This is a genomic window from Pseudonocardia petroleophila, assembly GCF_014235185.1.
In the GTDB taxonomy this organism is placed as follows: domain Bacteria; phylum Actinomycetota; class Actinomycetes; order Mycobacteriales; family Pseudonocardiaceae; genus Pseudonocardia; species Pseudonocardia petroleophila.
Window position 1 is genome coordinate 3,991,973 of sequence record NZ_CP060131.1, and the last position, 25,096, is coordinate 4,017,068.

Here is a 25,096-nt window from a genome sequence, read left to right on the forward strand (position 1 = left end):
CGTCTACTCGGTCCGGTGGCGGTGCTCGCAGCACTGCTGCTGGTCGCAGCGTGCGGCGGAGGTGCTGGTGGCGCCTCGGCAGGAGGATCCGCGGAGCCGCTCGTCATCGCCTTCCCCGTCCCGCTGACCAGCGGGAACAAGGCCGCCTCCGACGAGATGGTCAACACTGCGCAACTCGCCGTGAAGTCGATCAACGAGAGCGGCGGAGCGGGAGGGCGGCAGCTCGAGCTCCGCGTCTACGACGACCGGCTCACCGCCGATGAATCGGCGCGCATCGCGCAGCGCGCACTCACACAGGACGGCGCCGAAGTCATCATGGGCGGCTACACCTCGATCGAGGGCCTCGCGATCAGGGAGGTGACCGAGCGCCGCAACGTGGTGTACATGGCCACGTCGACCATCTCCCCCCAGCTCGTCCAGGACGCCACGTACACCTTCCGTGTCGCGCACGACCAGGGCGACTACCCGGTCCAGATGGCCGAGCTGTACGCACAGCTCGGTTTCCGCACCCCGGTGGTCGTGCACGACGACGGGCCCACCGGCTCAACGCTCTTCGGACCGATCGGTGACGCGCTGCGCGCCAACGGCCTGCAGCCGGCCGAGCCCGTGGCCTTCTCGTTGAACTCCACCGACATGTCGTCGGCGGTCGCCGCGGTCAAGGCGACGGGTCCCGATTCCATCGTCTACATCGGGTCGTCGGGAGCAGACGCCGGTCTCATGCTCAAGACCCTCGCCGAGCAGGGCGTGAACCTCCCGGTACTCGGCTTCGGGTCGCTGATCTCGGCGGAGGCGCTGAGCATCGGCGGAACGGCCTACGACCAGACGTCGGTGTACACGCTCGCCAACATCCAGCCGTCGAAGCCCCAGTGGCAGGAGTTCGTGGATCTCTACGCGGCCGAGTACGGCGGTGACCCCGAGCAGCTGCGTACCGGCCTCGTCGAGCAGACGGCGCAGACCTGGGACGCCTTCGAGCTGCTGCGGCAGGCGCTCGACGCCACCGGTGGAGACACCGAGGGCGACGCGCTCGTCGCGGCGCTCAAGAGCGTGCCGCCGTTCGAAGGCGCGGCTGGGCGCGCAGGTGGTTTCGTCAGCCTCGTGGACTCCCAGACCGCCTACCGGCAGTCGCTCGTGGCCTTCGAGCTCGAAGGCGGTAAGCCGGTCGAGGCGGCTGTCCCGGCCGGTTGAGCCCTCGGTCGTCCGGCTCGGGCACGAGTCCGGGCCGGACGATCGAGATGCCGGACCTCCGGTACTCACCTATAATTAACTACGTTAAGGAGATGTTGCCCGATGGGAATGGACCGCAACGTGACGATCCCGGACTACGCACGGCGACGGCACGTGGTTCGCCCCGACAGGCTCGGCGCGCTCTTCGGAGCGAGGAGCATCGCCGTCGTCGGTGCGTCGGCCAGCTCCAGCTGGGCGGGCAACCTGCTCCGGAGCCTCGACCTCGGCGGCGGGGTCGAGCGCCTGACCTTCGTCCACCCTCAGCACGACGTCCTGTTCGGGCGACCCACCGTGCCCTCCCTCCGTGACCTGCCCGAGCCTGCGGACCTCGCCTTCGTCATGGTCGGTCCGCACCGCGTCGAGGGAGTGCTTGCCGATGCTGCCGCCGCGGGCGTGCGCAACGCCGTGGTGCTGGCAGCCGGCTACGGCGAGACCGGCGAGGACGGACGTGAGCAGCAGCGTCGCCTGGCCGAGCTCGCTCTCGAGCTCGACATCACCGTGATGGGGCCGAATACCATCGGCTTCATCAACGCACCCGGAGGCATCGCCCCCTGGGCGGTCGCATCGTCGGCGGTTCCCCTCGCAGGGCCGGTCGGCGCGGTCTTCGAGAGCGGCTCGATGGCTCGTGCGACCTACGAGTTCGCCCAAGCTCACGGCATCGGCACGAGCATCTGGGCGTCGGTCGGGAACTCCGCGGTCCTCAGCAGCCTGGACGTCCTGGAGTACCTCGTCGAGGACCCCGGAACGCGTGCGATCGCGTTGTTCCTGGAGACCGTGCGCGAGCCGGCGCGGTTGTTCGAGCTCGGCAGGCGGGCGCTCGAGGCCGACAAGCCCGTCGTCGTGTTCAAGGCCGGTCGCAGCGAGGCCGGCAAGCGCTCCGCGATGGCCCACACAGGGGCCCTCGCGACCGACGACGCCGTCGTCGATTCGGCGTTCCGACAGGCCGGGATCGTGCGGGTCGAGAGCATCGAGGAGCTGATCTCAACCGTGGGTCTGCTCGGCTACACCACGCGCCGCCCGCAGGGGCGCCGCATGGGGGTGGTCACCTCCTCGGGCGGTGGCTGCAACATCCTCGCCGACCTTGCCGCGGTCAACGACGTCGAACTGCCGCCATGGCGTGAGGCGACTGTCGCTGCGCTGCGTGAGCACCTACCGGAGTTCGCATCCGTGCTCAACCCGCTCGACACGACCGGCTACGGACACGCGCGTGCGCGGCCGCGGCCGACCAAGGCCGAGGACGATCTCATGGAGATCGCGGTGACGGACCCGGGCATCGACTTCCTGTTCACGATGATGACGCCGCTCCCATCTGAGCAGCCGTCCGATCCGGCGTTCATCGAGAGCCGCATGAAGATCGTCGGCGACATCGTCGCCGCGGCGCCCGTGCCGATCCTGCTCTCATCGAACACCTGCCGGGACGTCGCGGAGTACCCGCGCCGCCTGCTCGCGGACAACGGGCTGCACCTGCTCCCCGGCGCGGATCTCGCGATGGCCTCGATCGGACACATGCTCCGCTGGACCGATCAGCGGGCCGGGCTCCTGGCGGCGCCGGCCCCCGTCGACGTCCCGCGCCTGCAGGCTCGGGACTCCACGGTCGCGGCGATGGGTACGTGGGACGAAGACGAGGGGCGCGCGCTCCTGGCGGAGGCGGGTGTGCCCATCGTGCCCGCGCGGCTGGTCACGACCGCCGACGAAGCCGCAGACGCCGCCGCGAAGGCCGGTGGGCCTGTGGCGCTCAAGATCTGCTCGCGCGACGTGCCACACAAGTCCGACGTCGGCGGTGTCGCCTTGAACGTCTCCGGCGCAGATGCGGCCGCTCGGGCGTTCGAGGACGTCGTCGCCGCGTGCGGCGCAGCAGTGCCCGACGCCAGGCTGCGCGGTGTCCTCGTCTCCCCGATGCGCGCCCCGGGTCCGGAGCTGCTGGTGGGCATCACCGTCGACCCCACCTTCGGACCGGTGCTCGCAGTCGGGCTCGGTGGCGTGTGGGTGGAGGTGATGGAGGACAGCGCGCTGCGGGTGCTGCCAGTGTCTGCGACCGACGTGCGGGACATGCTGGGTGAACTGCGTGGAGCGGCGCTCCTCAGAGGTGCACGGGGGACCAAGCCCGTGGACCTGGACGCCCTGAGCGAGGTCATCCTCACCATCAGCCGAGCCGCTCTGTCGCTCGGCGGCACTCTGCAGACCCTCGAGGTCAACCCGCTGCGCATCTCCGCCGACGGCATCGAGTGCCTCGACGTGCTCGTGACGACCGAGGAGGAGCAGTCATGACGGTTCCCGCCGGCGCACTGCAGGGGGTTCGCGTCCTCGACTTCTCACGCTTCCTGCAGGGCCCCTACGCCACGCGGGTCCTCGCCGACCTCGGCGCCGACGTCCTCAAGATCGAGCGACCCGGAGGGGAGTGGGACCGCAGGCTGCGGCTGGCCGATGACGGCTTCGGCGGGTTCTTCCACGGGCTCAACCGCGGCAAGCGCTCGGCGGCGGTGGACATCGCCACCCCCGAGGGGCGAGAGGTGATCCTGCGCCTGGCCGCAGATTGTGACGTCGTGCTGGAGAACTACAGGCCGGGGGTGATGGAACGTCTGGGGCTGTCCTACGAGGACTTCGCCGCCGTCAACCCGCGCATCATCTACGCGGGCGCGTCCGGGTACGGACCCCACGGGCCGCGGCACGCAGAGCCCATGTACGACATGGTCGCCCAGGCGGTGTCCGGGGTCTCCGACTTCATGCGCAGTCCCGAGGGTGTGCCTCGCCTCGCCACTCGGGGGATGGCCGACTCGGCCGGGGCGATGTTCCTCGCGATGGCCGTGCTCTCGGCGCTGTACGTGCGGGAGCGGACCGGGCTGGGACAGCGGGTGGACGCCTCGCTGGTGGGCTCGTGCCTGGCCATGCACACCGCTGAGGTGACGATCGCACTGCACGACGATCGCATGCACCGTCCGCACGGTCGCGTCACCTCGACATCGGGTGCCTTCCGCTGCCGCGACGACCGTTGGCTGGTCATCGGCGCGACGGACCAGAAGCTGTGGGTCAACCTCACGCGGGCGCTCGATCGGGAAGACCTGTACAACGACGAGCGGTTCCACCGCAGCCGGGTCCGGGAGGCGAACCGGGCAGTGCTCGAGCCCCTCCTCGAGGCCGTGTTCCTCGAGCGCGACCGCGATGACTGGGTCGAGCGGATGCGCGAGGCCAACGTCCCCGTCGCCCCGGTGAACACCTTCCTCGACCTCGTCGACGACCCCGACGTGATCGCCAACGGCTACATCGTCGAGCAGCAGGACAGGAAGTGGGGACGGGTGCGCACCGTGGGACATCCGTTCCACATGAGCCGAAACCCGGCCGTGGTCGGTGATCGGACCCCTGAGCTCGGGGAGGACACGAGATCAGCCCTGCTGGCTGCGGGCTTCGGTGACGCGGAGATCGACGGGCTCCTGGAAGCGGGGATCGTCGAGGCGGGGCTCGTCGAACCGTCCGTGATCGTGACGACGGGAGGCGCGGTATGACCCGGTACGGGACTGCCGAGAGCATCGCTGCGGCGCCGCTGCAGGTGCGGTACGAGGTCGACGCGGGTGTCGCCTACCTGACCCTCGACCGACCCGAGAAGCACAACGCGCTGAGCGTTCCGATGCGTGACCGCATCACCGACCTGATGGCCGAGGCCGGAGCTGACCCGGACGTGAAGGTCATCGTCATCCGCGGTGAGGGCAAGTCGTTCTGCAGCGGGAACGAGATCAACGAGGAGTGGGGCCAAAAGCGTCCGCACGAGCGTCGGCGGACCCTGACCGTCGGATACCGCTACGGCAGCGACATGGCCTGGGGTCGGCTCGGGTTCAGCCAGGCCATCTCGCGTTCGCCCAAGGTGACCGTGGCGCAGGTGCACGGCTACTGCGCCGCAGCGGCGTACTTCATGATCGCCTGCAAGTGCGACATGGTCGTTGCGGCGGAAGACGCACGGATCGGTGCGCTCGAAGCCCGGTTCCTCGGTCCGGCCGGCGCGGTGGCGAGCGTGCACATCAACCGGATCCTCGGTATGAAGGCCGCGCGGCGCACCGGGTACACCGCTCTGCCGCTCTCCGGCGAGGAGGCGCGTCATCTGGGGCTCGTGACCAGGACGGCCCCGGCGGACCAGCTCGCCCGAGTCACCCGTGAGGTCGTCGACGACATGACCTCGATTCCCGTCCACCGCTTGATGTACCTCAAGGCGCGACTGCGTGCGGGGGAGGGGCTCCTCGACACGAGCGTTCCTTCGATCACCGGCCTGCTCGTCTCGCACTTCCTCCAGTCCGCACCCGACGAGCTCGACTTCTGGCGGACGGCACGGGAGGTGGGCGTGGGCGGTGCGCTCGATGCCGACAAACGGCGCAAGGGTGCCGCTGACCCGAGGGCGGCGCTGACGTGAGCGTCGTCGAGGTGACCGTGGCGGAGCACTGCGCCGTCATCGAGGTCGATGACTTCAGCCCGCTGAGCCGCTACGACGCCCCGTTCGCACGGGATCTCGGACGCGCCGTGGTGGAGGCCTGCGACGACGATGCGGTCAAGGTCGTGCTGCTGCGGGCACGCAACGCCGACTTCGCACCCGAGGCGCTGCCCGCGCCGATCGCGGTGCGCGAGGTGCTGACGACGTGGCACCGGGACTTCGCCGGATCCGACGCCCTTTACCAGGCGCTCTGCTTCGCCAAGAAGGTCGTGGTCACGGAGGTGACGGGCGATGTCATCGGTGCCGGCGCCATGCTCGTCCTCTGTTCTGATCTCACGGTCGCGGCCGATACGGCGCGCATCGGATCTCCGTTCTCGTCGCACCCCGAGGCGAACTTCGCGCTCGCCGCGCTGACCATGCGCCTCAACCGGGCGAAGGCGTGGATGCTGCGGGAGTCGGTCCTCACCGCCGCCCAGGCCCTGGAACAGGGACTGGTCAACCGCGTCGTGCCCGCAGCCGATCTCACCGACGCGGTCTCCGAGCTCACGCGCTCCGTGACTGGGATGCCGCTGGACGGCGTGACCATGTCGAAGATGCTCCTCCAGTCCGTGCTCGATGCGCACGGAGTGGGCAGGGACTTCGATCTCGCGGACCAGTACGCGATCCACCTGTGGTCCGAGACGGGAGTGGCTCGATGAGCGAGCATGTGAGACTGACGGTGGAACGAACCGAGCACATCGCACGCCTCGTGGTCGACCGTCCCGAGCACGGCAACCTGATGACCGCCGCGATGGCCTCGGCGATCGTCGAACACCTCGACACCATCGAGCAGGACGACGACGTCAAGGTCGTCGTCATCTCCGGTGCCGGAGCCGACCTCTCAGCGGGTTGGGACCCGAACGAGTCGTGGGACCAGTACGTCCGTGCCCCCGGAGGAGCGGTGCGCAAGCACCCCAGTCAGAGAGCCCGTCTGGCCGCGCTGGACGCCTGGTGGGGGCCGCGCGGGCTGTTCGGTCGGCTGCTGCGCTTCCCACGCGTGACGGTGCTCCAGGCCACCGGTCGCTGCTTCGACGCCGGGCTCTACCTGGCGCTGTGCTGCGACCTCGTGGTCGCGTCCGACGACGCTCGGTTCGCCTTCCCGCGGTGGCACAACGTCGGTGTCGACGGAGACCTCTCGCTGCTGATCGCCTCGGTCGGACTGAAGCGGGCCAAGGAGCTGATGTTCTGCAACGCCGCGTGGTCAGCGGTGGTAGCACGGGAGTACGGACTCGTCGACGACGTCGCAGCCGACCCCGCGGCACGGGTCGAGGAGTACGCGCAGATGTGCGCGTCCATCATGCGGGACGGCATCGTCACCGAGAAGTACGCCGTCTTCGCCTCGCTGGAGAAGATGGGGATCGGACTCTCGTTCGCCGCCGCCACCGTGGTCGGGGCATCCCTGAGCAACATCCACTTCCAGCCCGACGAGTACAACTTCCTGGCCGACGTCCGACGATCCGGCGCCGAGGCGGCCCTCGAGCGGTCGCGGAGCGAGCTGCACACGGTGGAGCAGCCGTGATGCGCCACTCACCTGTCGGTCTCGAGCTCCGGATCACAGAGTCGTTCGAGCGCGGGCAGTGCTGTCAGCAGCGCCTCGATCTCGTCGTGCGAGAGCCGACGCAGGTGCTCGGACAACCAGACCTCCCGGGTGCGGAGCAGGTTCTCGCGCTCGGCCAGGCCGGCCGCGGTCAGCGAGACCAGCGAGGCTCGGCCGTCGGCCGGGTCCTGCTCGCGCACGACCATCCCGAGATCCAGCAGTCTCGACAGGGAGCGGGTCACCGACGGAGGGCTCACGTTCTCGCTGAGCGCAAGTTCGCCCGGCGTGACCGGTTGCAACCGGTAGATCGTGAGCAGCAGGGAGATGAGGGCGTAGCTCAAGCCGTCATCGGTCTGCTGGCGCAGCACACGACCGAGTCGCCCCAAGGTCATGCGCAGCCGTGTGAGCTGCTCGTGCGACACCACGGCAGCAGGAGCCTCCGACCGCGCCTCGGCGCTCATGCTGCCTCTCTTCTCCCGGGCTGTCGGCCGAGGATACGGCCGAGAGTTCGTGGCAGGTACTGCACACCCACCACCAGATAGTTTACGTCGTTAAACGAGAACGGAGAGCCCGATGCAGGACTTCCGCCCGGAGCTGACCTACACCAGCTTCGCCGACCACATGCACAAGGCAGTGACGCCGCTCCAGCGCAAGCACCTGGAGACTGTCGTCCACCACTCGAAGGGCGAGGTGCTGGCTGATCTGAGCATGGTGCTGCCCACCCTGTCCGACGACCCCCAGTACCACGAGTTCGGCGTTTTCGTGAACACGCTCGAGGACACCGGGCCGAAGGGGCTCGACGCGGTTCGGGCCACTTACACGGAGATGGTGTCCAACGGTTCGTACGTCATCGAGTCGAAGAAGACGCGCGTCGTCGTTTCCGACTACGAGATCGTGACCGAGGGAACGTTCCGCCAGATCCTCTCGGCCGAGGTGGCGCGCAAGATGGGACTCGTCAACTCGGACACCCCGGAGAGCAACCACTACGTCCTGTCCGCACGGACCGTCGTCTTCTGGGAGTTCGACGAGCAGGACCGCGCCAAGGGCGAGGACCGCTACGTCATGGGCCACCAGCTGGAGCCCCTTGCCGAGGAGGACCTCCCGGCCGACTACCCCGCGCAGTTCCGGACCAAGCGGTGACTCGCGCGCAGGAGCGGTCGATCGAGGACCGCCTCGACGAGTTCGAGAGCCGGACCGCCATCTCCGAACTCGTCGCCGGGTACTGCGAAGGCGTCGACCGGCAGGACCTCGACCGCTTCATGGGGTTGTGGCACGACGACGCCGCATACCTCATCCCCGGCGGTCGGGGCGACTTCCACGGCACCGATGGCATCCGTACGTCCCAGGAGGTCATCGGGAAGGCATGGAAGGAGACCTACCACTGGACCACGAACCACACCGTGCGGTTCGAGTCCCGGGACCGGGCGATCGGACGCAGCGACGTCTTCGCCATCTGCACCCACCACAGTGGACAGGTGAGCCTCGTCGGTGGGACCTATGACGACGTCTACGAACGGCGAGCGGGGGAGTGGAGGTTCTCCACTCGGACTGTGACGCGGTGGTTCGTCAGCGCGCCCGTGGACATCGACCTGCTACCGCCGTTCTAGGGAGACCGCCGTGGCCGCACCGTTCCTCACCGAACCGCACCTGGTTCTCGCCTGGGGAACGGTGCGGCACGCGTCGTTCCCGGACCGTGTGGCCGCCGCGGCCGGCGCGGGCTACGCGTCGATCGGGCTGTCGATCGGCGCCTACCAGGTCCTGCGGGACTCGGGCTGGACCGATCGTGATCTCTCGGCGGTGCTCGACGGTCACGGGGTGGGCCTCGACGAGATCGAGGTGATCTTCGGGTTCGCCGGTCCACCCGGGCCGGCGGGCCTGGCCGACCGTCCCGGTCTGGTCTACGCGGATCCGGAGGTCGAGCAGACCGCGTTCCACCTCGCGGACGTGTTCGGCGCCCGTCGAGTCCAGGCCGTTGGCCGGCTCGCCCCCGGGCGCCCCGGCCCCGAGGTCGCGGCCGCCTTCGGCGCGCTCTGCGACCGCGCCGCACCACACGGGCTCGACGTCGCGCTCGAGTTCGTCCCCTACAGCGACATCCCCGACGCCGCTGCGGCAGCTCAGGTCGTCGCCGCGGCCGGGCGGGCGAACGGAGGGGTGTGCGTCGACAGCTGGCACCTCTTCCGCGCCGGAGCCGATCCGTCCGACCTGGCGGTCCTGGACATCGCGAACGTCCTCATGGTCCAGCTCAACGACGGTCCCGCGGGTACGGCCGGGCCGGACCGGATGGCGGAGGCGGTGCACGGCAGGAAGTGTCCGGGCGAGGGCTCGTTCGACATCGACGCCTTCCTCGCGCAGCTGGACCGGCCGGGTGCGGCCCCGGTCGTCTCCGTCGAGGTCTATTCCGACGAGCTCGATCTCCTCGAACCCGCCGAGGCGGCGTGCCGCGCCGCCGCAGCGACGCGGGCCGTGCTCGCTCGGGCCGCGGCGAGATCGGAGGCCCGGCCACCGGCCTGAGCCGCTGGGACGGCCCTGCTCGCGGTCAGGCGCCGATGTCAACGATCGTCTTGCCCACCGCCGTCCCGCCGACGAGTGCGACGAACGCGGTGCCCGCCGCATCCAGGCCGGCGACGAGGTTCACGGCCTGGTGCAGGTCACCGCTGCGCACCCACTGTGCGAGCTCCGCACGGGCGTCGGAGTAGGAGTCCAGGTAATCGATGGTGCGGAACCCCTGCAGCGTCAGGGAGCGGGTGAGCATCAGGTACCAGTCGATGTCGAGCGGCGGGACGCGTCCTGCCGCCAGGCCGGTCATCTGGCCGCACAGTGCGATGCGGCCGCGGGGGCGGAGCTGTTCGACCACCCGTGCCGATGTGCTGCCCCAGACGTTGTCGAAGTAGCCATCGACCCCGTCTGGAGCCCATGCGGCGAGCTGCGCCGGCCACTCCTCGTCGTGGTGGTCGAGCGCTGACAGACCGAGATCGGCAAGAGCGTCACGCTTGCGGTCGGAGCCCACCAGGCCGAGGACTCGTGCTCCGCTGCGTCGCGCGATCTGCAGAGCCACCTGTCCGACGCCGCCGGAGGCGCCACTCACGACGAGGTGCTCGCCTTCGCGCGGTCGCAGAACACGGGTGACACCGAAGTAGGCAGTGAGTCCGCTCAGACCCAGCAGCCCGACGTAGTGGTGCAGCGGGATCGCGGAATCGGGCTCGAACGCGGTCAGTCGTCCGGCGTCGACCACCACATGGTCCGCCCAGTCGAGCTCACCGGTCACCCACGTGCCCTCGGCGAGTGCGGGCTCGCGGCTGGCCACGATCTGCCCGACCGCTCCCGCGGGCGGGGTGTCACCTGCCGTGAGGGACCGGATGCGGATGCGCTGATAGGGGTCGAGCGACAGGTGCCGTACGCGCACGAGAACCTGGCCCGGCGCGAGAGGAGACAGAACGCGTTCGGCTGTCGTGAAGGCGTCGTCGGTGAGTGGCAGGTCTCCGGGGCGGGTCAGACGAACCTCGCGAGCGATGGCGGGCATGGATTCCCCCTTTCTGGTCTGCTGGACTGGGCGGCCGGGCTCCGACCGCAGCGGCCTACACGGGTCCCGTGGCGGTCGAAGCGCGGGACTCCGCGATTCGCAGCGACGGCACGGGCCCGTCGTGATACCGACCCGATCGTCGCTTGACTGGGACGCGGAGGCGCTGACAATATCAGACTCTTTAACTAGGTGAACTAACGGTGGCGACAGGTTGATCCGGCCACCGACCTGCTCGCTCACCAACGGAGGTGTCTGATGGCCACTCTGACCAACGACTGGCCCGCGTTCCTGTCGGCGGAGGTCGCCGCCGACCCCAACGCCTTCTACCGGCGCCTGCGCGCGGAGTCTCCGGTGCACTGGGACGAGGGTCTGGGCGGATACCTGCTCAGCCGCCACGCCGATGTCGGGGCGGCGTACCGCGATCCCGCGTTCTCCACCCGCAACTACGAGGAGCGCCTCGAGCCGGTGTTCGGCCGCTCGCTGCTGCAGATGGACGGCAGCGAGCACAGCCGCAAACGGGCGCTGGTGACTCCGTACTTTCGAGGCAAGGGCCTGACGAAGTGGGAGCCGGTGATCGCACGCAACATCGCGGCGATCCTGGACCGCTCGGTCGTCTCGGCCTCCGACGCGCTCGCTTCGCGGTTCCGGCCGGGCGACACGGTCGATCTGCTCGCCGAGTTCGGCAATTACCTGCCGGTCTACGTGATCACGGACATGCTGGGCCTGCCGCACGCCGACTACGGCCGCTTCTTCGCCTGGTACTCCGCCCACATCGACTTCCTGGGCAACCTCGCCCGCGATCCGAGGATCGACGCGCGAGGTCGGGCAGCTACGGCCGAACTGTGGGAGTACCTCACGCCGATCATCGCCCAGCGGCGCGCCGAACCGGGGGAAGACTTGATCTCTGCTCTGGTCGTCGCCGAGATCGACGGGGAGACGCTCGATGACATCGAGGTCTGCACCCATGTCACACAGATCCTCAACGCCGGCTCGGAAACCACGGGTAAGGCCCTGGCGAGCATGTTCACCCACCTGCTCGAGCAGCGAGACCTGTTCGAGGCCGTGCGGGACGACCGGAGCAACCTCACACCGGCCATCAGCGAGACGTTGCGGCTCAGCCCGCCGTCGCAGATGAACGGGCGGCAGACCGCGGCAGAGGTGCAGATCGAGGGCGTCTCGATCCCGCCCGGCTCGCTGGTGATGCTGCTCATGGCATCGGCGAACCGCGACGAGCGGCGTTTCGCGAATCCGGACTCGTTCGACCCGAGCAGGACCGATCTGAACCACGAGAAGGCGTTCACCGCGTCCGGCGACCATTTCGCCTTCGGGTTCGGGCGGCACTTCTGCCTCGGCGCGATGTTGGCGAAGTCCGAGTTGGAGCAGTCGAGCTCGGTGCTGCTCGACCGTTTTCCGGACATGCGGTTCGCCGGCGGCCGGGTGCCCACCTGGGCGGGTCTGAAGATGCGGTCGGTCGAATCACTCCAGGTGACGCTCTGACCCGGCACGGCTGCCCCTGACGACGGCGGTGTCGCACGACCGGGGTTGGCTACGCAGGGTCCCCGACCAGCGAGGTTCCAGGACGAAGGAGTCCCATGGCGCTTCCCACCGGCGAGGCCGCCGACAGTGCCGGCGGACGGTCCACCGGTCTTCACGGGTTCCCGGCCGAGATGACGAGCTTCGTCGGTCGGCGGGCCGAGGTGCGCAGCGTGCGCAAGCACCTGGAGGAGTCCCGCCTGGTCACACTCACGGGAGTGGGTGGAGTGGGCAAGACCCGGCTCGCCTGCACCGTCGCCACCGAACTGCGGCGTGCGTATCCCGACGGCATCTGGTTCATCGACCTGTCCGAGCTCATGGAAGAGGAACTCGTTCCGGCCGCCGTAGCCGACGCGCTGGGGGTGCGCTCCAGTCCTACCAACAGCGTGCTGTTCGAGAGCCTCGCCCACCGTCAGGCCCTCGTCGTCCTCGACAACTGCGAGCACCTGCTCGAGGCGTGCAGCGCCTTGGCGCACAAGCTGCTCCGGAGTGCGCCGAAGATGCGCATCATGACGACCAGCAGGGAACCGCTCAGCGTGCTTGGGGAGACGATCTTCGACGTCACGCCGCTGTCGCTCGCGTCGCGAGAGCGCTATGGGACGGCCCCGGCCCGTGATGGGAGCCGGTCGGAGGCAGTGGACCTCTTCGAGGCGCGCGCCACGGCGGTGCAGCCCGAGTTCCGGATGGAGGGGGCGAACCGCAGAGCGGTCGCAGAGCTCTGCGATCTGCTCGACGGGATACCCCTGGCCATCGAGCTGGCGGCGTTCCAGGTACGGAGCTTCCCGGTCACCCAGATCCTGACGCGTCACGAGTCGATCTTCGACATCCTGACACGGGGGAACCGTGCAGGCCCGCACCGCCATCAGACGCTCCAGGCCACGCTGGAGTGGAGCTACGACCTGTGCCTTCCCGGAGAGCGCATGCTCTGGCAACGCCTGTCGGTCTTCACCGGCAGCTTCGACCTCGACGCCGTCCAAGGCGTGTGCGGCGATGCGCAGGACCGACTCGACGTACTCGAACACTTCCCGAGGCTGATCGAGAAGTCGATCGTCGCCGTGCTGGGCAGCGGTCCGAGCACGCGGTACCGGCTACTCGAAAGCATCAGGCACTTCGGCGGATCGAAGCTCGCAGAGCACGACGACGTCGACACATGGCGAAGGCGCCATCGCGACCACTACCTGCGCGTGACGCTCTTGAGCGAGAGGCATGTCAACGGTCCGGAGCAGGTCGAGTGGAACGGCCGGCTCCAGGACGACTTCCCGAACATCCGGTCGGCCCTTGACTACTGCTTCACGACCGCAGAGGAGTACGCGACCGGACTGCGCATGGCCGGCTCCCTCTGGTTCTTCTGGAACGCGAGCGGACATCTGCGGGACGGGCGCCATTGGCTCGACCGGGCGCTGGAGCTGGCCTCTGAGGCCACCCCGGAGCGGGCGAAGGCTCTCTGGGCGGTCGGCTGGTACGCCATGGTGCAGGGCGACTCCGGGGTCGCGCTCGGGGCCTTGGAGGAATCCGCAGCAGTGGCGCGCAGCACTGGAGACGACCACGCCTTCGCGACGGCCCTGCAGTTCCAGGGTACCGCGGCGCAGACGAGGGGCGATCTCACATCAGCACGCGATCTGCTGGTCGCGGCGATGCAGCGTCACGAGGAGGGGAGCCACGACGATGTCCTTGCGATCCTGTGCGCCGCACAGCTCGGCTTCGTCTACTGCGTCCTGGGGATGCAGGCTGACGCCCTCCGGCACGTCGACGCGGCGATCGCCGTGGGTCGCCGTACGGGCGAGCGCTTCGCCACCTCGTGGGCGCTCTGGTCACGGGGCCTGATCGCCTGGTCGACCGGGTCGTTCGACGACGCGGGTGTGGTCCTGCGCGAGTCGATCGAGCTGAAGTGGACGTTGCACGACTGGCTCGGGATGGCGGCGTGCATCGAGCTCCTGACCTGGCTCGCGGTTGAGGACGGTGACTATCGCGGCGCAGCACGGCTTCTGGGCATCGGCCGCGGCCTCTGTGGAGACCTCGGGAGCTCTCCACTGTTCGGCGACGTCACGTTGAGCGAGACGCGTGAGCGCTACGAGCTCAGAGCGCGGAGATCGCTGGGAACGCGGCGCTTCGACGATGAGCGGGCCGACGCGGAGGCGCTGGACCGCGGGCAGGCGATAGCCCACGTCCTCGCGACCCGCGCTCGCGAGGAGCGGAGAGCGGCCCCTGCAGTGCCCGAGGCCGTGCTGACCCGTCGTGAGACCGAGGTGGTCCGGCTGATCGTCGACGGTATGACCAACAAAGAGATCGCCGACACCCTGGTCATCTCGCGACGCACGGTCGAGGGCCACGTCGAACGGGCGCTGGTCAAGCTGGGCCTGCGCTCACGAAGCCAGCTCGCAGCGTGGTTCGTCCAGGAGCACGCGGCACCGTCCGCTGACAACAGCTGACCCGGTGACCACACCCGCGGCAACGCGGAGCAGGTAGTGGAGCAGGTAATTCGCACGTGCTCGCCGGGCCACTTCGCGTGAGACGGTCGTCACCGCAAGGGGCGAGCCGACGAAGGCAAGGAGCTCAGCCCCGAGGGCGCCATCTGCGTCCACTGCCGCTCGCCGGCCCTCCGTCGGTTCCGAGATCTCAACGAGGAGAAGCGAGAGTCACATGACCTCGACCACTGTTCCGCCACGTCCCCAGGTGACCTCTCCCGCCTTCGCGGAGGACCCCCACAGCTACTACCCGATCATGCGGGACCACTACCCGGTGCTCCGCGACGAGGCCAGCGGCTACTACTTCGTGAGCCGGTTCGAGGACGTCGAGCGCGTCTACCGCGACTCCGAGGCCTTCAGCAACGAGAACTACGGCTTCCAGATGGAGCCGGTGATCGGGCGGACCGTCATCCAGATGGCGGGCCGCGAGCACACCATCAACCGCAAGCTCATCACGCCGGCGCTGCGCGGCAACTACCTCGACCAGCTGCTGCCGCAGGTCGACGAGCTCGCCGCCGAGATGATCGCGCAGTTCCCCGACTCGGGCACGGTCGACCTCATCGAGGACTTCACCAAGTGGTTCCCGATCAACGTCATCGTGCGCATGCTCGATCTCCCCAAGGCCGACATGTCGAAGTTCCACGAGTGGTACTCGTCGCTGATGGCCTTCCTGTCGAACCTGACGGGCGACCAGGAGATCCACGAGTGGGGGATGCGCACGCAGAAGGACTACCCCGCCTACATCCTGCCGATCATCGCCGAACGCCGTCGGAACCCGGGTGACGACCTCATCTCTCGCCTGACCGTTGTGGAGATGGAGGGGGAGGTGATGTCGGACGAGCAGATCAAGGCTCTGATCGGCCTCCTCCTGATCGCGGGTGGAGAGACCACCGACAAGGCGATCGCCAGCACGATCAAGCACCTGATGGAGAACCCCGACCAGCTCGCCGCCGTCCGCGCAGACCGCAGCCTCGTCTCCGCGGCGGTCGTCGAGAACCTGCGCTACCACCCGCCGGTGCAGATCATCCTGCGCACGGCCGTGCAGGACGTCGAGGTCTCCGGCGAGACCATCCCCGCCGGCAGCGTCGTGGGCTGCGTCAACGGCGCCGCCAACCGCGACGAGCGCCGCTTCAAGGACCCCGACAAGTTCGACGTCTTCCGCGACGACGTGTCGACGAAGAACGCCTTCCTCGGCTCAGCCGACCACATCGCGTTCGCCCTCGGGCGGCACTTCTGCGTGGGGTCGTTGCTGGCGAAGCGCGAGGCCGAGACGGCGATCAACCTCGTGCTCGATCGCTTCCCGACCCTGGAGTACGCCGACGGTTTCACCCCGAAGGACGTCGGCCTGTTCACCCGCGGTCCCGAGAAGCTCGTGGTCAAGGCCTGAGCGTCGACCGCCTCCCGTCCCCCTGCGTGAAAGGCACCATGACATGAGCGAGCACCACGCGAACGCTGATGTGCCGCACTACCGAATGTTCATCGACGGCGACTGGATCGACGCCGAGGACCGGTACACCCTGCTCAACCCGGCTACGGAGGAAGTCGTCGCGACAGCGGCGAAGGGCACTCGCGATCACGCCGACCAGGCTGTCGCCGCAGCGAAGCGGACGTTCGAATCGGGGGTGTGGCGCGACCTCGCTCCCGGTGCACGAGCCGCAGTCCTCGACGCCGTCGCGGATGCCGTGGAGCGGCGGGGTGCTGAACTGACCCGACTCGGCACGCTGGAGGGAGGCTTCCCCCTCAAGCTGTCCAACGCGTTCAACGAGCTGATGCCCGTCGCCAACATCCGGTACTTCGCCGATCTGCTGCGCGGCTACCAGTTCGAACGCCCCGGCCCGCTCGTGGGGCCACCGCTGGTCGGTGGTGTGATCCGTCGCGAGCCGATCGGCGTCTGTGCTGCCATCATCCCCTGGAACTTCCCGCTGCCGCTCGCTGTCTGGAAGGTCATCCCGGCGCTGGCCACGGGCAACTCCGTCGTGCTCAAGACGGACGAGAAGACGCCGATCGGGGCGCTCGAGCTCGCCAAGGAGCTGCAGGCGGCAGGGGTTCCCGACGGGGTGTTCAACGTGGTGACCGGGGACGGTCAGGACGTGGGTGCGCACCTCGTCGCCCATCCCGACGTCCGGAAGGTCTCCTTCACCGGCTCGACCAGTGTCGGCAAGCAGATCGTCCGGGACGCCTCGTCGAACCTGAAGAAGGTCACTCTCGAGCTCGGCGGCAAGGGCGCGAACATCGTGCTCGACGACGCCGACGTCAGGCTCGCGGTCGACGGCTCGATCTGGGCGTTCATGATGCACTCCGGCCAGGCGTGCGAGTCCGGGACGCGGCTGCTTCTGCCCTCGTCGCTGCACGACGAGTTCGTGGCCCGCCTCGTGGAGCGCCTGCAGTCCCAGGTGCTGGGCGACCCGCTGCAGCTGACCACGGACGTCGGGCCCCTGATCAACAACACGCAACGGGAACGGGTCCTCGGCTACATCGAGACCGCCAAGCAGCAGGGCGCCAAGGTCGTCCTGGGCGGTGGCGTGCCCGCCGGCGAGCAGTTCGCCAAGGGCTTCTGGGTGGAGCCCACCGTCCTGACCGACGTCACCAACGACATGACCGTCGCCTGCGAAGAGGTTTTCGGACCGGTGCTGTCGGTGATCCGCTACGACTCGATCGACGAGGCCGTCAAGATCGCCAACGACACCGAGTACGGCCTGGCCGCGGGGGTGTGGGGTCGAGACCTCAGCCGGGCGATCGAGGTCGGCCGCCGCCTGGAGGCCGGATCCGTGTGGATCAACGACTGGCACCTGGCCAACTCGGCGTACCCGTTCGGCGGCTACAAGCAGAGCGGGCAGGGCCGCGAGCTGGGTGCCGGAGCGTTCGACGAGTACACCGAGCAGAAGTCGCTGCAAATCGGCCTCGAGCCGAAGCTGGAGAACCGGGCGTACGCGCTGGTCCTCTCCGCGCCGCCCGTGCCGTGACAGCCGGGCAGACCGTTCGACCCGTCCCCTCCGGCCCCGACACCTGCGACAACGACCTGGAGACCGCATCATGAAGACCAAGGCAGCAGTTCTGCACGAAGCGGGGAAGCCCTTCGAGATCGAGGAGCTGGAGGTCGTCGCACCGGACGACTACGAGGTCCTCGTCCGCTACGACTACTCCGGTCTGTGCCACTCAGACCTGCACATGGTCAAGGGTCACCTCCCGTTCCGGGCGCCGATGGTGTTCGGTCACGAGGGGGCCGGCGAGGTGCTCGAGGTGGGTGCGAAGGTGCGCGGGGTCAAGCAGGGCGACCACTTCGTGGCGTCCTTCTTCCCCGTCTGCGGGCGGTGCCGCTGGTGCGCCACCGGAAACTCCCGGCTGTGCGACCTGGGTGCCCACGGCCTCGACGGGTTCCTCCCGGGCGGCCGCTTCCCGTTCACCGGGAGCAGCGGCGACTACGGCTCGATGATGACGGTCGGCACCTTCAGCCAGTACGCGACCGTTCCGGTCGACTCCGTCATCAAGATCGACGATGACCTGCCGCTGGACAAGGCGGCGCTGGTGGGCTGCGGTGTTCCGACGGGATGGGGTTCGGCGGTGAACTCCGCCAACGTACGGCCCGGTGACACGGTGATCGTCTACGGCATCGGCGGGATCGGCACCAACGCCGTCCAGGGCGCTGCGTACGCCGGCGCTCAGCACCTGATCGCCGTCGATCCGGTGGCGTTCAAGCGGGAGAACGCCGAGCGCTTCGGTGCCACGCATTCCGTCGCCACCGCGGAGGAGGCCCAGCAGCTCGTCACGACGCTGACGCAGGGCGTCGGCGCGGACAGCACGATCATCACCATCGACCAGCTGACCTCTGAGGCCGTCCGGAACGCAGCCGAGGCCACCTCGAAGGGTGGCACGATCGTGATCACGTCCATGGGGCAGTACGAGGACAACACGATCGAGCTCTCCGGGGTGCAGCTGGCCCTGTGGAGCAAGCGGATCCAGGGGTCGCTCTACGGCGGGTGCAACCCCGTGTACGACATCCCCAAGCTGCTCGACCTCTACCGCAGCGGTCACGTGATGCTCGACGAGCTGATCACGCAGACCTACTCGCTGGAGCAGGTCAACCAGGGGTACGAGGACCTGGACAGCCACAAGAACATCCGCGGGATCATCGTCCACGAGCACTGACCGGCCCGACTCGTTCGCGCCGGAGGAGGCACCCCATGACCTACGTCATCACCAGCTCCTGCATCGATGTGCTCGACAAGGGCTGCATGGATGTCTGTCCTGTCGACTGCATCTACGAGGGAGAGCGGAAGCTCTACATCCACCCGGACGAATGCATCGACTGCGGCGCTTGCGAGTCGGCATGTCCGCAGACGGCGATCGCCTACGAGGACTCGGTCGAGCCGGGCGAGGTGCACCACGTCGAGGACAACAAGGCCTTCTTCTGGAGCGTCCTGCCCGGACGGGATGAACCGCTCGGCATCATCGGGGGGTCGCCGGACATCGGACCGGTCGGCGTGGACACGCCGTTGGTCACGGCGATCCCGCGGCGGTGAGGCCCCACGAGAACGAGGAGCAGCAGGAGATGCTCCCAGCGAGGATCGCGGTGGTCGGTGCGGGGCCGGCGGGCCTCTTCGCGGCCGCCGACCTGGTGCGCAGGTCCGATGTCGTCGTCGACGTGATCGACCGCGTTCCGGCGCCCTTCGGACTCGTGCGCTACGGGGTGGCACCCGACCACCCGAAGATCAAGAGTGTGGTGCGGAGTCTGCAGCGGGCCCTGGAGCACGACCGGGTGCGTTTCGTGGGCAACGTCGAGTACGGACGGGACGTCGACCGCGCCTTCCTCGACCTGCACTACGACGCGACGATCTTCGCGACCGGTGCGCTGAACAGCAGGCCGCTAGGGGTCGCGGGAGAGGACTTGCCAGGCAGCTGCTCGGCGTCGGACTTCGTGTCCTGGTACAACGGCCATCCTGATGCGGTGCGCATGTTCGTGCTCGACTCGCAGGCTGCGGCCGTGGTCGGGGCGGGCAACGTTGCGCTCGACATCGCCCGGCTCCTGACCCGGCAGGTAGGCGCGTTGGCGCTGACCGACGTGCCGTCCGCGGTGCTGGAGGCCTTCGCCGCCAGCACCGTCCGTGACGTCCACATCCTCTGCCGGCGCGGAGCGGCCCAGACGAAGTTCACCACGAAGGAACTCCTCGACCTCCGCGAGCTCCGCGGTGTCGGCGTGCTCGTCGATCCCGAGGAGCTGCGTGATGTGCCGGCCGGCACCGGCGGCCCCGTCATGCCGAATGCCGAGGTCTTCCGGACCTGGGCGGCGGATCGCGTCGCGCAGCAGGCCGCGCCGCACCGCATCCACTTCCACTTCTGGTCCCGTCCGGCCGCGATCGAGGGCGTCGAGCGCGTCGAGGCGCTGCGCGTCGAGCGGACCAAGCTCGACGAGGAGGGCGCGGCGCAAGGTACGGGGGAGTTCCGCGCGCTCGACGTCGGGCTGGTCCTGAGTTCGGTCGGCTACCGGAGCAACCCATTGCCGGGACTGCCGTACGACCCTGTGCGCGGCATCCTGCCGAACGTGTCAGGCCGGGTCGTGGACGACAGGGGAACCCACTTGTCCGGGCAGTACGTCACCGGATGGCTGAAGCGCGGCCCGCAGGGCGTCATCGGCACGAACAAGGCCGATGCCGCCGAGACCGTCACGGCAGTCCTGGAGGATCTGCTGCATCCTCATGCGCGGAGCGCCGGCGCCGTCGACGACGCGCTGACCGCGCTCGGGGCAGAGGTCATCGACTACGTCGGTTGGCAGCGCATCGACGCACAGGAGGTGCTGCGCGGGCAGGCGTCCAGCCGGGACCGGGCGAAGATCAGCGACTGGGCCGAACTCCGTGCCATCGGCGCGGGGCGGTCAGTCTAGGGCCGCACCGCCCCTCGACAACCGTGACGAACACCCTGGAGGTGACTCGCTTGACGAACCACTCCGCCGATCCCGAGCAGACGCTGGTCGTCACCGACCGCCGGGCTGCCGCCGACGGCGTCGTATCTCTGACCCTGCGGAGGCCGGACGGGGGCACGCTTCCCGCGTGGGCTCCTGGTGCGCACATCGACCTGATCCTGGCACCGGAGTTGGAGCGGCAGTACTCGCTCTGCGGTGATCCTGACCGGACCGACCACTGGCGGATCGGTGTCCTGCGCGAGCCAGACGGGCGGGGCGGTTCCGCCTTCGTCCACGAGGAGGTGAACGTCGGGAAGAGCGTGGTCGTCCGCGGGCCGCGCAATCACTTCGGACTCGACGAGGCACCGTCCTACCTCTTCATCGCTGGCGGTATCGGTATCACGCCGATCCTCCCCATGATCGCGGAGGCTCACCGGCGAGGTGCTGCCTGGAAGCTGTGGTTCGGTGGTCGGCGAGGCGGATCCATGGCGTTCCAGGACGAACTCGCCGCCCATGGCGACCGGGTCCGGTTCTGGCCACAGGAGGAGAAGGGGCTGCTGCCGCTCGACGACATCCTCGCGAGCCGCGACGCCGACGCTCTCGTCTACTGCTGCGGCCCGGAGGCCCTGCTCGCGGCGGTGGAGAGCCGGTCGACCGAATGGCCCGCCGGGACGCTCCACCTCGAGCGGTTCTCCCCGAAGGAGTTCGCTGAGCCGGTGAGCCAGAAGGCCTTCCAGGTGACGTGCCGACAGTCGGGGATCTCGGTGGAGGTGGATCCGGATCGGTCGATCCTCGAAACCCTGGAGGAGGCTGACGTGTTCGTGGACTCCTCGTGTCGCGAGGGCATCTGCGGCACGTGCGAGACGGAGGTGATCAGCGGGGCCATCGAGCACCGCGACTCCGTCCTGACGCTTGAGGAACAGGCGGCGGGCGACCGCATGATGATCTGCGTCTCGCGCGCGAGAGGGGACGGGCTGGTGCTCGACGTATGAGTACGGCTGTGTGATGTCGGAGGGATCGGCGCGATGACGACGACGGATTGGTGCCAGTGGGCCGTTCCCGCGCTGGGCCGCCGGCCGGATGTCGCGCGTAGTGTGTTCAAGACGTCGGGACCTGCGAGGCATCGGGTCCGATGAGTGGTGCGATCCTCCGGCCGTCCTCACGACCGGAGTCCGAGGGTGCTCGAGATGTGATCCGGCCGGTGCAGGAGCGCCCTGGTCAGCTCGGCATATCCTTCAGCGACCTCGCACGGCCCCCAGGCACCATCAATCGGTACCAGTCGGAAACTGCATAAACGGCGCCGAGTGCGAAGCGCACGGTGATACCAGTAGGAGCCCCTGCCTCGACGCCGCTCATGGCGTTCGCTTGGTCGAGCAGGCGACCGGCGAAGCGTTCGAGGCCCTTGCGGCGGCTGGCCACCAGCTCGCGATTCGTCCCCGGTCAGGAACGGCCAACCCCTGAAGAGGACCACGGCCTGGTCAAGGCCGTCGAGGAACCACGCGACCTGGAGGCGTACAGGCTCGCACAACTCGCGGCTTCTGCGCCGGGTTGGAGAACTGCTGCTACGGCAAGGATTTCTCCCTGCTCGGGCCCACGGCGCGCGGCGGGTTCAATTTCACCCCCGACATCCGCTACGACCGCATGTACGAGACGGTCGGCGCCCACGTCGAGCACGTGACGGAGCCCGACCAGATCCGCGGCGCAGTGGAGCGGGCCTGGAGTCCGGGCGCACGGCCGTCATCGACGTGCAGGCCAGCCGCGACGTCGCGCACCCGCTCTACGACAGCGCGTACGCCATGGAGATGTTCTGGCACCTGCCGCGCGAGGAGATGCAGGAGCTGGCCCGGGCCAGCACGTCGACCACCACTACCCGAAGTTCCACTGACGCCCGGCGAACGAGTGGCGCACCGCCGCGATCCCGCGTTCCGCGGAACGCATCCTGTCTCGGTCGGCTGCACGCACTCGAGTCGGCCGGCACCCGACAGCGAGTTCGGCCGCGTCGCAACGTCACCGCTCCGAACACGCCGGAGCGGCCCAACGTCCAGAACCGGCACCATCGGGCTTTACCTGGGCGGGCGACCTCGGCGGATGAACGGTCCCGTCGGGTCGACCACGACGTCGAGGCGTCAGGCTCGCTGCGTCGTTCACGAGGCTGAGAACCGGTGAGCTTGTGTCGGCAGGGTGGCTTCTGCGTGGCCGTCTCGTGGTCGGGCGCGTTCTGACACGGTTCTGACAACAACGTGGACAGATCGGGACGTTCTCGGACGACGTCGGCAGCCGACAACGACATGGTCAGAGGCCGGTAGCTGGGTGGTCTCGGGAGTTCACACCGAAGAGGTCACTGGTTCGATCCCAGTATCGCCCACGCAGGTCAGAAGCCCGGTTCGAGATCTTCGAACCGGGCTTCTGCTGTTGTACAGCTCCGGAGTACAGCTTCCCGCTGGCGTCGGTGAGTCCTTGGTGTCGGTGGCGTTCGTCAGCGCAAGTCGGGATCGCCGCAAACGCGTTGAATCACCGCACCGGCACGCAGAGATCAGGACGGTCTTGGGACGGTGTAACCGGAGCGAGCCGGGCGGCGTCTGTACTCACGACGACCCACCCACCGCTCACTCCCCGGAGGAATCCGATCTCTGAGTGTTACGCCCCCGACACGACCGACACCAACGACGCGCAGACGCCCGAGTTCGATGTGAGCCGGCAGGCCGACCTCGACGGCGACGGCTACTACGAGACCAACCTGCTGGACTCCAACGAGGACGGCGAGCTCGACACCGTCCTCGTCGACATCCAGGGCGACCGCTACGTCGACATCGCTGCCTTCGACAACACCCCCGGCGACGGGACCTTCGTCGCCGACGTCATCGCCCTCGGCTTCGACGGCGACGGCCTGGCCGACGTCGTCCTCGACGACACGGACCTCGACGGGATCTTCGAGACCGTCATCGACGGCGGCGACGAGGTGCTGGCCAACGCGAACCCGTACGAGATCGCAATCGTGGTAGCCCCGACGGCATGATTCGATGCTAGATCGCCCTCAACGAGGTCAGCGGGACTGTCCGACGAACGGTGTAACTGGTCCGACACGCCGAGCGCAGCTCGGGGGAGGGATCAGCAATGACCGAGACGATCGAGCCTGTGCCGGATCGGATTGATCAGCAGCAGCTCGCCCAGCAGTTGGTGGAAGCAGCCCGGGCCGAGGGGGTGGAGCTTGTCGGCCCGGGCGGTCTGCTTACCGGGTTGACGAAGACGGTGCTCGAGACCGCACTGGAGGCGGAGATGACCGAGCACCTGGGCTATGACCGCCACGACCGGGCCGGGCAGGAGAACCCCAACTCCCGCAACGGGACTCGCGTCAAGACGGTGCTGACCGAGATCGGGCCGGTGCAGATCGAGGTGCCCCGTGACCGGGACGCCAGCTTCGACCCGGTCATCGTGCGCAAGCGCCAACGGCGTCTGGACGGCATCGACGAGATCGTGTTGTCGCTGACCGCCCGCGGCCTGACCACCGGGGAGGTGGCGGCGCATTTCGACGAGGTCTACGGCGCGAAGGTCTCCAAGGACACGATCTCGCGGATCACCGACAAGGTCCTCGACGAGTTGGGCGAATGGGCCCAGCGTCCGCTCGACGCGGTCTACCCGGTGCTGTTCATCGACGCCATCCACATCAAGGTCCGCGACGGCCAGGTCACCAACCGGCCCTTCTACGTCGTCATCGGCGTCACCGTGGACGGGCACCGCGACATCCTCGGGATCTGGGCCGGCGACGGCGGCGAGGGCGCGAAGTACTGGCTCCACGTCCTGACCGAGATCAAGAACCGCGGCGTGGTCGACGCCTGCATCGTGGTCTGCGACGGCCTGAAAGGCCTCCCGGAGTCGATCACCACCGTGTGGCCCCACGCGCTGGTCCAGGCCTGTGTGCTGCACCTGATCCGCAACACCTTCCGCTACGCCTCCCGCCGCTACTGGGAACAGATGGCGCGGGATCTGCGCCCGGTCTACACCGCGCCCACCGAGGCGGCCGCCGAGGACCGGTTCGCCGAGTTCGCCGCGACCTGGGGCGGGCAGTACCCGGCGATCATCGCGTTGTGGCGCTCGGCCTGGTCGGAGTTCGTGCCGTTCCTCGACTACGACGTCGAGATCCGGAAGGTCATCTGCAGCACGAACGCGATCGAGTCGATCAACGCCCGCTACCGGCGCGCGGTCAAGGCCCGCGGCCACTTCCCGACCGAGCAGGCCGCGCTCAAGTGCCTCTACCTGGTCACCCGAGCGCTCGACCCGACCGGGAAGGGCCGGGCCCGGTGGGCGATGCGCTGGAAGCCGGCGCTGAACGCCTTCGCGATCACCTTCGCCGGACGTATCGTTCCCAGCAACGGAAGCTAGCCATCACGACCGGTTACACCGTTCATCTGACACTCCCGACTACCTTGCTAGCGCCCATCAGGATGAGCGGGTTCAAAAGCTGCGTGGA

The 25,096-nt window shown here is 68.5% G+C and carries 21 protein-coding genes; 19 read left to right on the forward strand and 2 right to left on the reverse strand.

Features of this window, described 5'->3' with window-relative positions; all coding sequences use genetic code 11:
* The first annotated feature begins 15 nt into the window (after positions 1-15).
* From H6H00_RS19880 to H6H00_RS19905, 6 genes are all read left to right on the forward strand, one after another.
* The gene (locus tag H6H00_RS19880; protein WP_185717247.1) at positions 16-1,185 is read left to right on the forward strand and encodes an ABC transporter substrate-binding protein; all 1,170 of its coding nucleotides are present in this window, start codon (positions 16-18) and stop codon (positions 1,183-1,185) included.
* A gap of 120 nt (positions 1,186-1,305) precedes the next feature.
* Positions 1,306-3,492, forward strand: coding sequence for an acetate--CoA ligase family protein (locus tag H6H00_RS19885; RefSeq protein ID WP_185717248.1), 2,187 nt, complete (start codon positions 1,306-1,308; stop codon positions 3,490-3,492).
* Positions 3,489-4,724, forward strand: a complete 1,236-nt coding sequence (locus H6H00_RS19890; protein ID WP_185717249.1) for a CaiB/BaiF CoA transferase family protein — start codon at positions 3,489-3,491, stop codon at positions 4,722-4,724. The genes H6H00_RS19885 and H6H00_RS19890 overlap by 4 nt, the downstream gene beginning before the upstream one ends.
* Complete coding sequence (locus tag H6H00_RS19895; protein ID WP_185717250.1) at positions 4,721-5,620, forward strand: enoyl-CoA hydratase/isomerase family protein; 900 nt, start codon at positions 4,721-4,723, stop codon at positions 5,618-5,620. Before H6H00_RS19890 ends, H6H00_RS19895 begins: the two co-directional genes overlap by 4 nt.
* Positions 5,617-6,336 carry an enoyl-CoA hydratase/isomerase family protein gene (locus tag H6H00_RS19900; RefSeq protein WP_185717251.1) on the forward strand — a complete coding sequence of 240 codons (720 nt, stop codon included), beginning with the start codon at positions 5,617-5,619 and terminating at the stop codon, positions 6,334-6,336. The genes H6H00_RS19895 and H6H00_RS19900 overlap by 4 nt, the downstream gene beginning before the upstream one ends.
* Positions 6,337-6,356: 20 nt before the next feature.
* Positions 6,357-7,196: an enoyl-CoA hydratase/isomerase family protein gene (locus H6H00_RS19905; protein ID WP_185717252.1), complete on the forward strand. Its 840-nt coding sequence runs from the start codon at positions 6,357-6,359 to the stop codon at positions 7,194-7,196.
* Positions 7,197-7,204: 8 nt separating this feature from the next.
* Here the strand turns inward: H6H00_RS19905 and H6H00_RS19910 are convergent, their stop codons facing one another.
* Entirely contained in the window at positions 7,205-7,675 is a 471-nt protein-coding gene (locus H6H00_RS19910) for a MarR family winged helix-turn-helix transcriptional regulator (protein WP_185717253.1), read from the reverse strand.
* 112 nt (positions 7,676-7,787) lie between these two features.
* Between H6H00_RS19910 and H6H00_RS19915 the strand changes: the two genes are divergently transcribed.
* The 3 genes from H6H00_RS19915 to H6H00_RS19925 are packed head-to-tail and all read left to right on the forward strand — an operon-like array spanning position 7,788 to position 9,725.
* Positions 7,788-8,354 carry a hypothetical protein gene (locus H6H00_RS19915; RefSeq protein ID WP_185717254.1) on the forward strand — a complete coding sequence of 189 codons (567 nt, stop codon included), beginning with the start codon at positions 7,788-7,790 and terminating at the stop codon, positions 8,352-8,354.
* Positions 8,351-8,821 (forward strand): nuclear transport factor 2 family protein, encoded by a 471-nt coding sequence (locus H6H00_RS19920; RefSeq protein ID WP_185717255.1) that lies wholly within the window; start codon positions 8,351-8,353, stop codon positions 8,819-8,821. The genes H6H00_RS19915 and H6H00_RS19920 overlap by 4 nt, the downstream gene beginning before the upstream one ends.
* 10 nt (positions 8,822-8,831) lie before the next feature.
* A complete protein-coding gene (locus H6H00_RS19925; protein WP_185717256.1) occupies positions 8,832-9,725 on the forward strand; it encodes a sugar phosphate isomerase/epimerase family protein in 894 nt (297 codons plus the stop codon).
* Positions 9,726-9,750: 25 nt separating this feature from the next.
* Here H6H00_RS19925 and H6H00_RS19930 read toward each other — a convergent pair whose 3' ends face one another.
* The gene (locus tag H6H00_RS19930; protein ID WP_185717257.1) at positions 9,751-10,734 is read right to left on the reverse strand and encodes an MDR family NADP-dependent oxidoreductase; all 984 of its coding nucleotides are present in this window, start codon (positions 10,732-10,734) and stop codon (positions 9,751-9,753) included.
* 255 nt (positions 10,735-10,989) lie between these two features.
* Here H6H00_RS19930 and H6H00_RS19935 point away from each other — a divergent pair, with 255 nt between their 5' ends.
* From H6H00_RS19935 to H6H00_RS19980, 10 genes are all read left to right on the forward strand, one after another.
* On the forward strand, positions 10,990-12,231 hold the full coding sequence (locus tag H6H00_RS19935) for a cytochrome P450 (RefSeq protein WP_185717258.1): 1,242 nt from the start codon (positions 10,990-10,992) through the stop codon (positions 12,229-12,231).
* A 95-nt stretch (positions 12,232-12,326) separates the two neighbouring features.
* The gene (locus tag H6H00_RS19940; protein WP_185717259.1) at positions 12,327-14,696 is read left to right on the forward strand and encodes an ATP-binding protein; all 2,370 of its coding nucleotides are present in this window, start codon (positions 12,327-12,329) and stop codon (positions 14,694-14,696) included.
* 244 nt (positions 14,697-14,940) lie between these two features.
* The gene (locus tag H6H00_RS19945; RefSeq protein WP_255425270.1) at positions 14,941-16,119 is read left to right on the forward strand and encodes a cytochrome P450; all 1,179 of its coding nucleotides are present in this window, start codon (positions 14,941-14,943) and stop codon (positions 16,117-16,119) included.
* Positions 16,120-16,162: 43 nt separating this feature from the next.
* Positions 16,163-17,695: an aldehyde dehydrogenase family protein gene (locus H6H00_RS19950; RefSeq protein WP_255425271.1), complete on the forward strand. Its 1,533-nt coding sequence runs from the start codon at positions 16,163-16,165 to the stop codon at positions 17,693-17,695.
* 70 nt (positions 17,696-17,765) lie between these two features.
* Positions 17,766-18,878 (forward strand): Zn-dependent alcohol dehydrogenase, encoded by a 1,113-nt coding sequence (locus tag H6H00_RS19955; RefSeq protein WP_185717261.1) that lies wholly within the window; start codon positions 17,766-17,768, stop codon positions 18,876-18,878.
* 35 nt (positions 18,879-18,913) lie between these two features.
* Positions 18,914-19,252: a ferredoxin gene (gene fdxA / locus H6H00_RS19960; protein ID WP_185717262.1), complete on the forward strand. Its 339-nt coding sequence runs from the start codon at positions 18,914-18,916 to the stop codon at positions 19,250-19,252.
* Positions 19,249-20,610 carry an FAD-dependent oxidoreductase gene (locus H6H00_RS32385; RefSeq protein WP_255425272.1) on the forward strand — a complete coding sequence of 454 codons (1,362 nt, stop codon included), beginning with the start codon at positions 19,249-19,251 and terminating at the stop codon, positions 20,608-20,610. The genes fdxA and H6H00_RS32385 overlap by 4 nt, the downstream gene beginning before the upstream one ends.
* Positions 20,611-20,633: 23 nt before the next feature.
* A complete protein-coding gene (locus H6H00_RS19970) occupies positions 20,634-21,620 on the forward strand; it encodes a PDR/VanB family oxidoreductase (RefSeq protein ID WP_255425273.1) in 987 nt (328 codons plus the stop codon).
* Between the two features lie 1,697 nt (positions 21,621-23,317).
* Positions 23,318-23,644 (forward strand): hypothetical protein, encoded by a 327-nt coding sequence (locus tag H6H00_RS19975; RefSeq protein ID WP_185717263.1) that lies wholly within the window; start codon positions 23,318-23,320, stop codon positions 23,642-23,644.
* Between the two features lie 98 nt (positions 23,645-23,742).
* Positions 23,743-25,008 (forward strand): IS256 family transposase, encoded by a 1,266-nt coding sequence (locus H6H00_RS19980; RefSeq protein WP_185717264.1) that lies wholly within the window; start codon positions 23,743-23,745, stop codon positions 25,006-25,008.
* The last annotated feature ends 88 nt before the right edge of the window (positions 25,009-25,096 follow it).

Coding starts and splice junctions, on each gene's coding strand:
- H6H00_RS19930 (WP_185717257.1), bottom strand. CDS start 10,734: ATGCCCGCCATCGCTCGCGAGGTTCGTCTGACCCGCCCCGGAGACCTG.
- H6H00_RS19935 (WP_185717258.1), top strand. CDS start 10,990: ATGGCCACTCTGACCAACGACTGGCCCGCGTTCCTGTCGGCGGAGGTC.
- fdxA (WP_185717262.1), top strand. CDS start 18,914: ATGACCTACGTCATCACCAGCTCCTGCATCGATGTGCTCGACAAGGGC.
- H6H00_RS19910 (WP_185717253.1), bottom strand. CDS start 7,675: ATGAGCGCCGAGGCGCGGTCGGAGGCTCCTGCTGCCGTGGTGTCGCAC.
- H6H00_RS19915 (WP_185717254.1), top strand. CDS start 7,788: ATGCAGGACTTCCGCCCGGAGCTGACCTACACCAGCTTCGCCGACCAC.
- H6H00_RS19980 (WP_185717264.1), top strand. CDS start 23,743: ATGACCGAGACGATCGAGCCTGTGCCGGATCGGATTGATCAGCAGCAG.
- H6H00_RS19950 (WP_255425271.1), top strand. CDS start 16,163: ATGAGCGAGCACCACGCGAACGCTGATGTGCCGCACTACCGAATGTTC.
- H6H00_RS19940 (WP_185717259.1), top strand. CDS start 12,327: ATGGCGCTTCCCACCGGCGAGGCCGCCGACAGTGCCGGCGGACGGTCC.
- H6H00_RS19955 (WP_185717261.1), top strand. CDS start 17,766: ATGAAGACCAAGGCAGCAGTTCTGCACGAAGCGGGGAAGCCCTTCGAG.
- H6H00_RS19890 (WP_185717249.1), top strand. CDS start 3,489: ATGACGGTTCCCGCCGGCGCACTGCAGGGGGTTCGCGTCCTCGACTTC.
- H6H00_RS19895 (WP_185717250.1), top strand. CDS start 4,721: ATGACCCGGTACGGGACTGCCGAGAGCATCGCTGCGGCGCCGCTGCAG.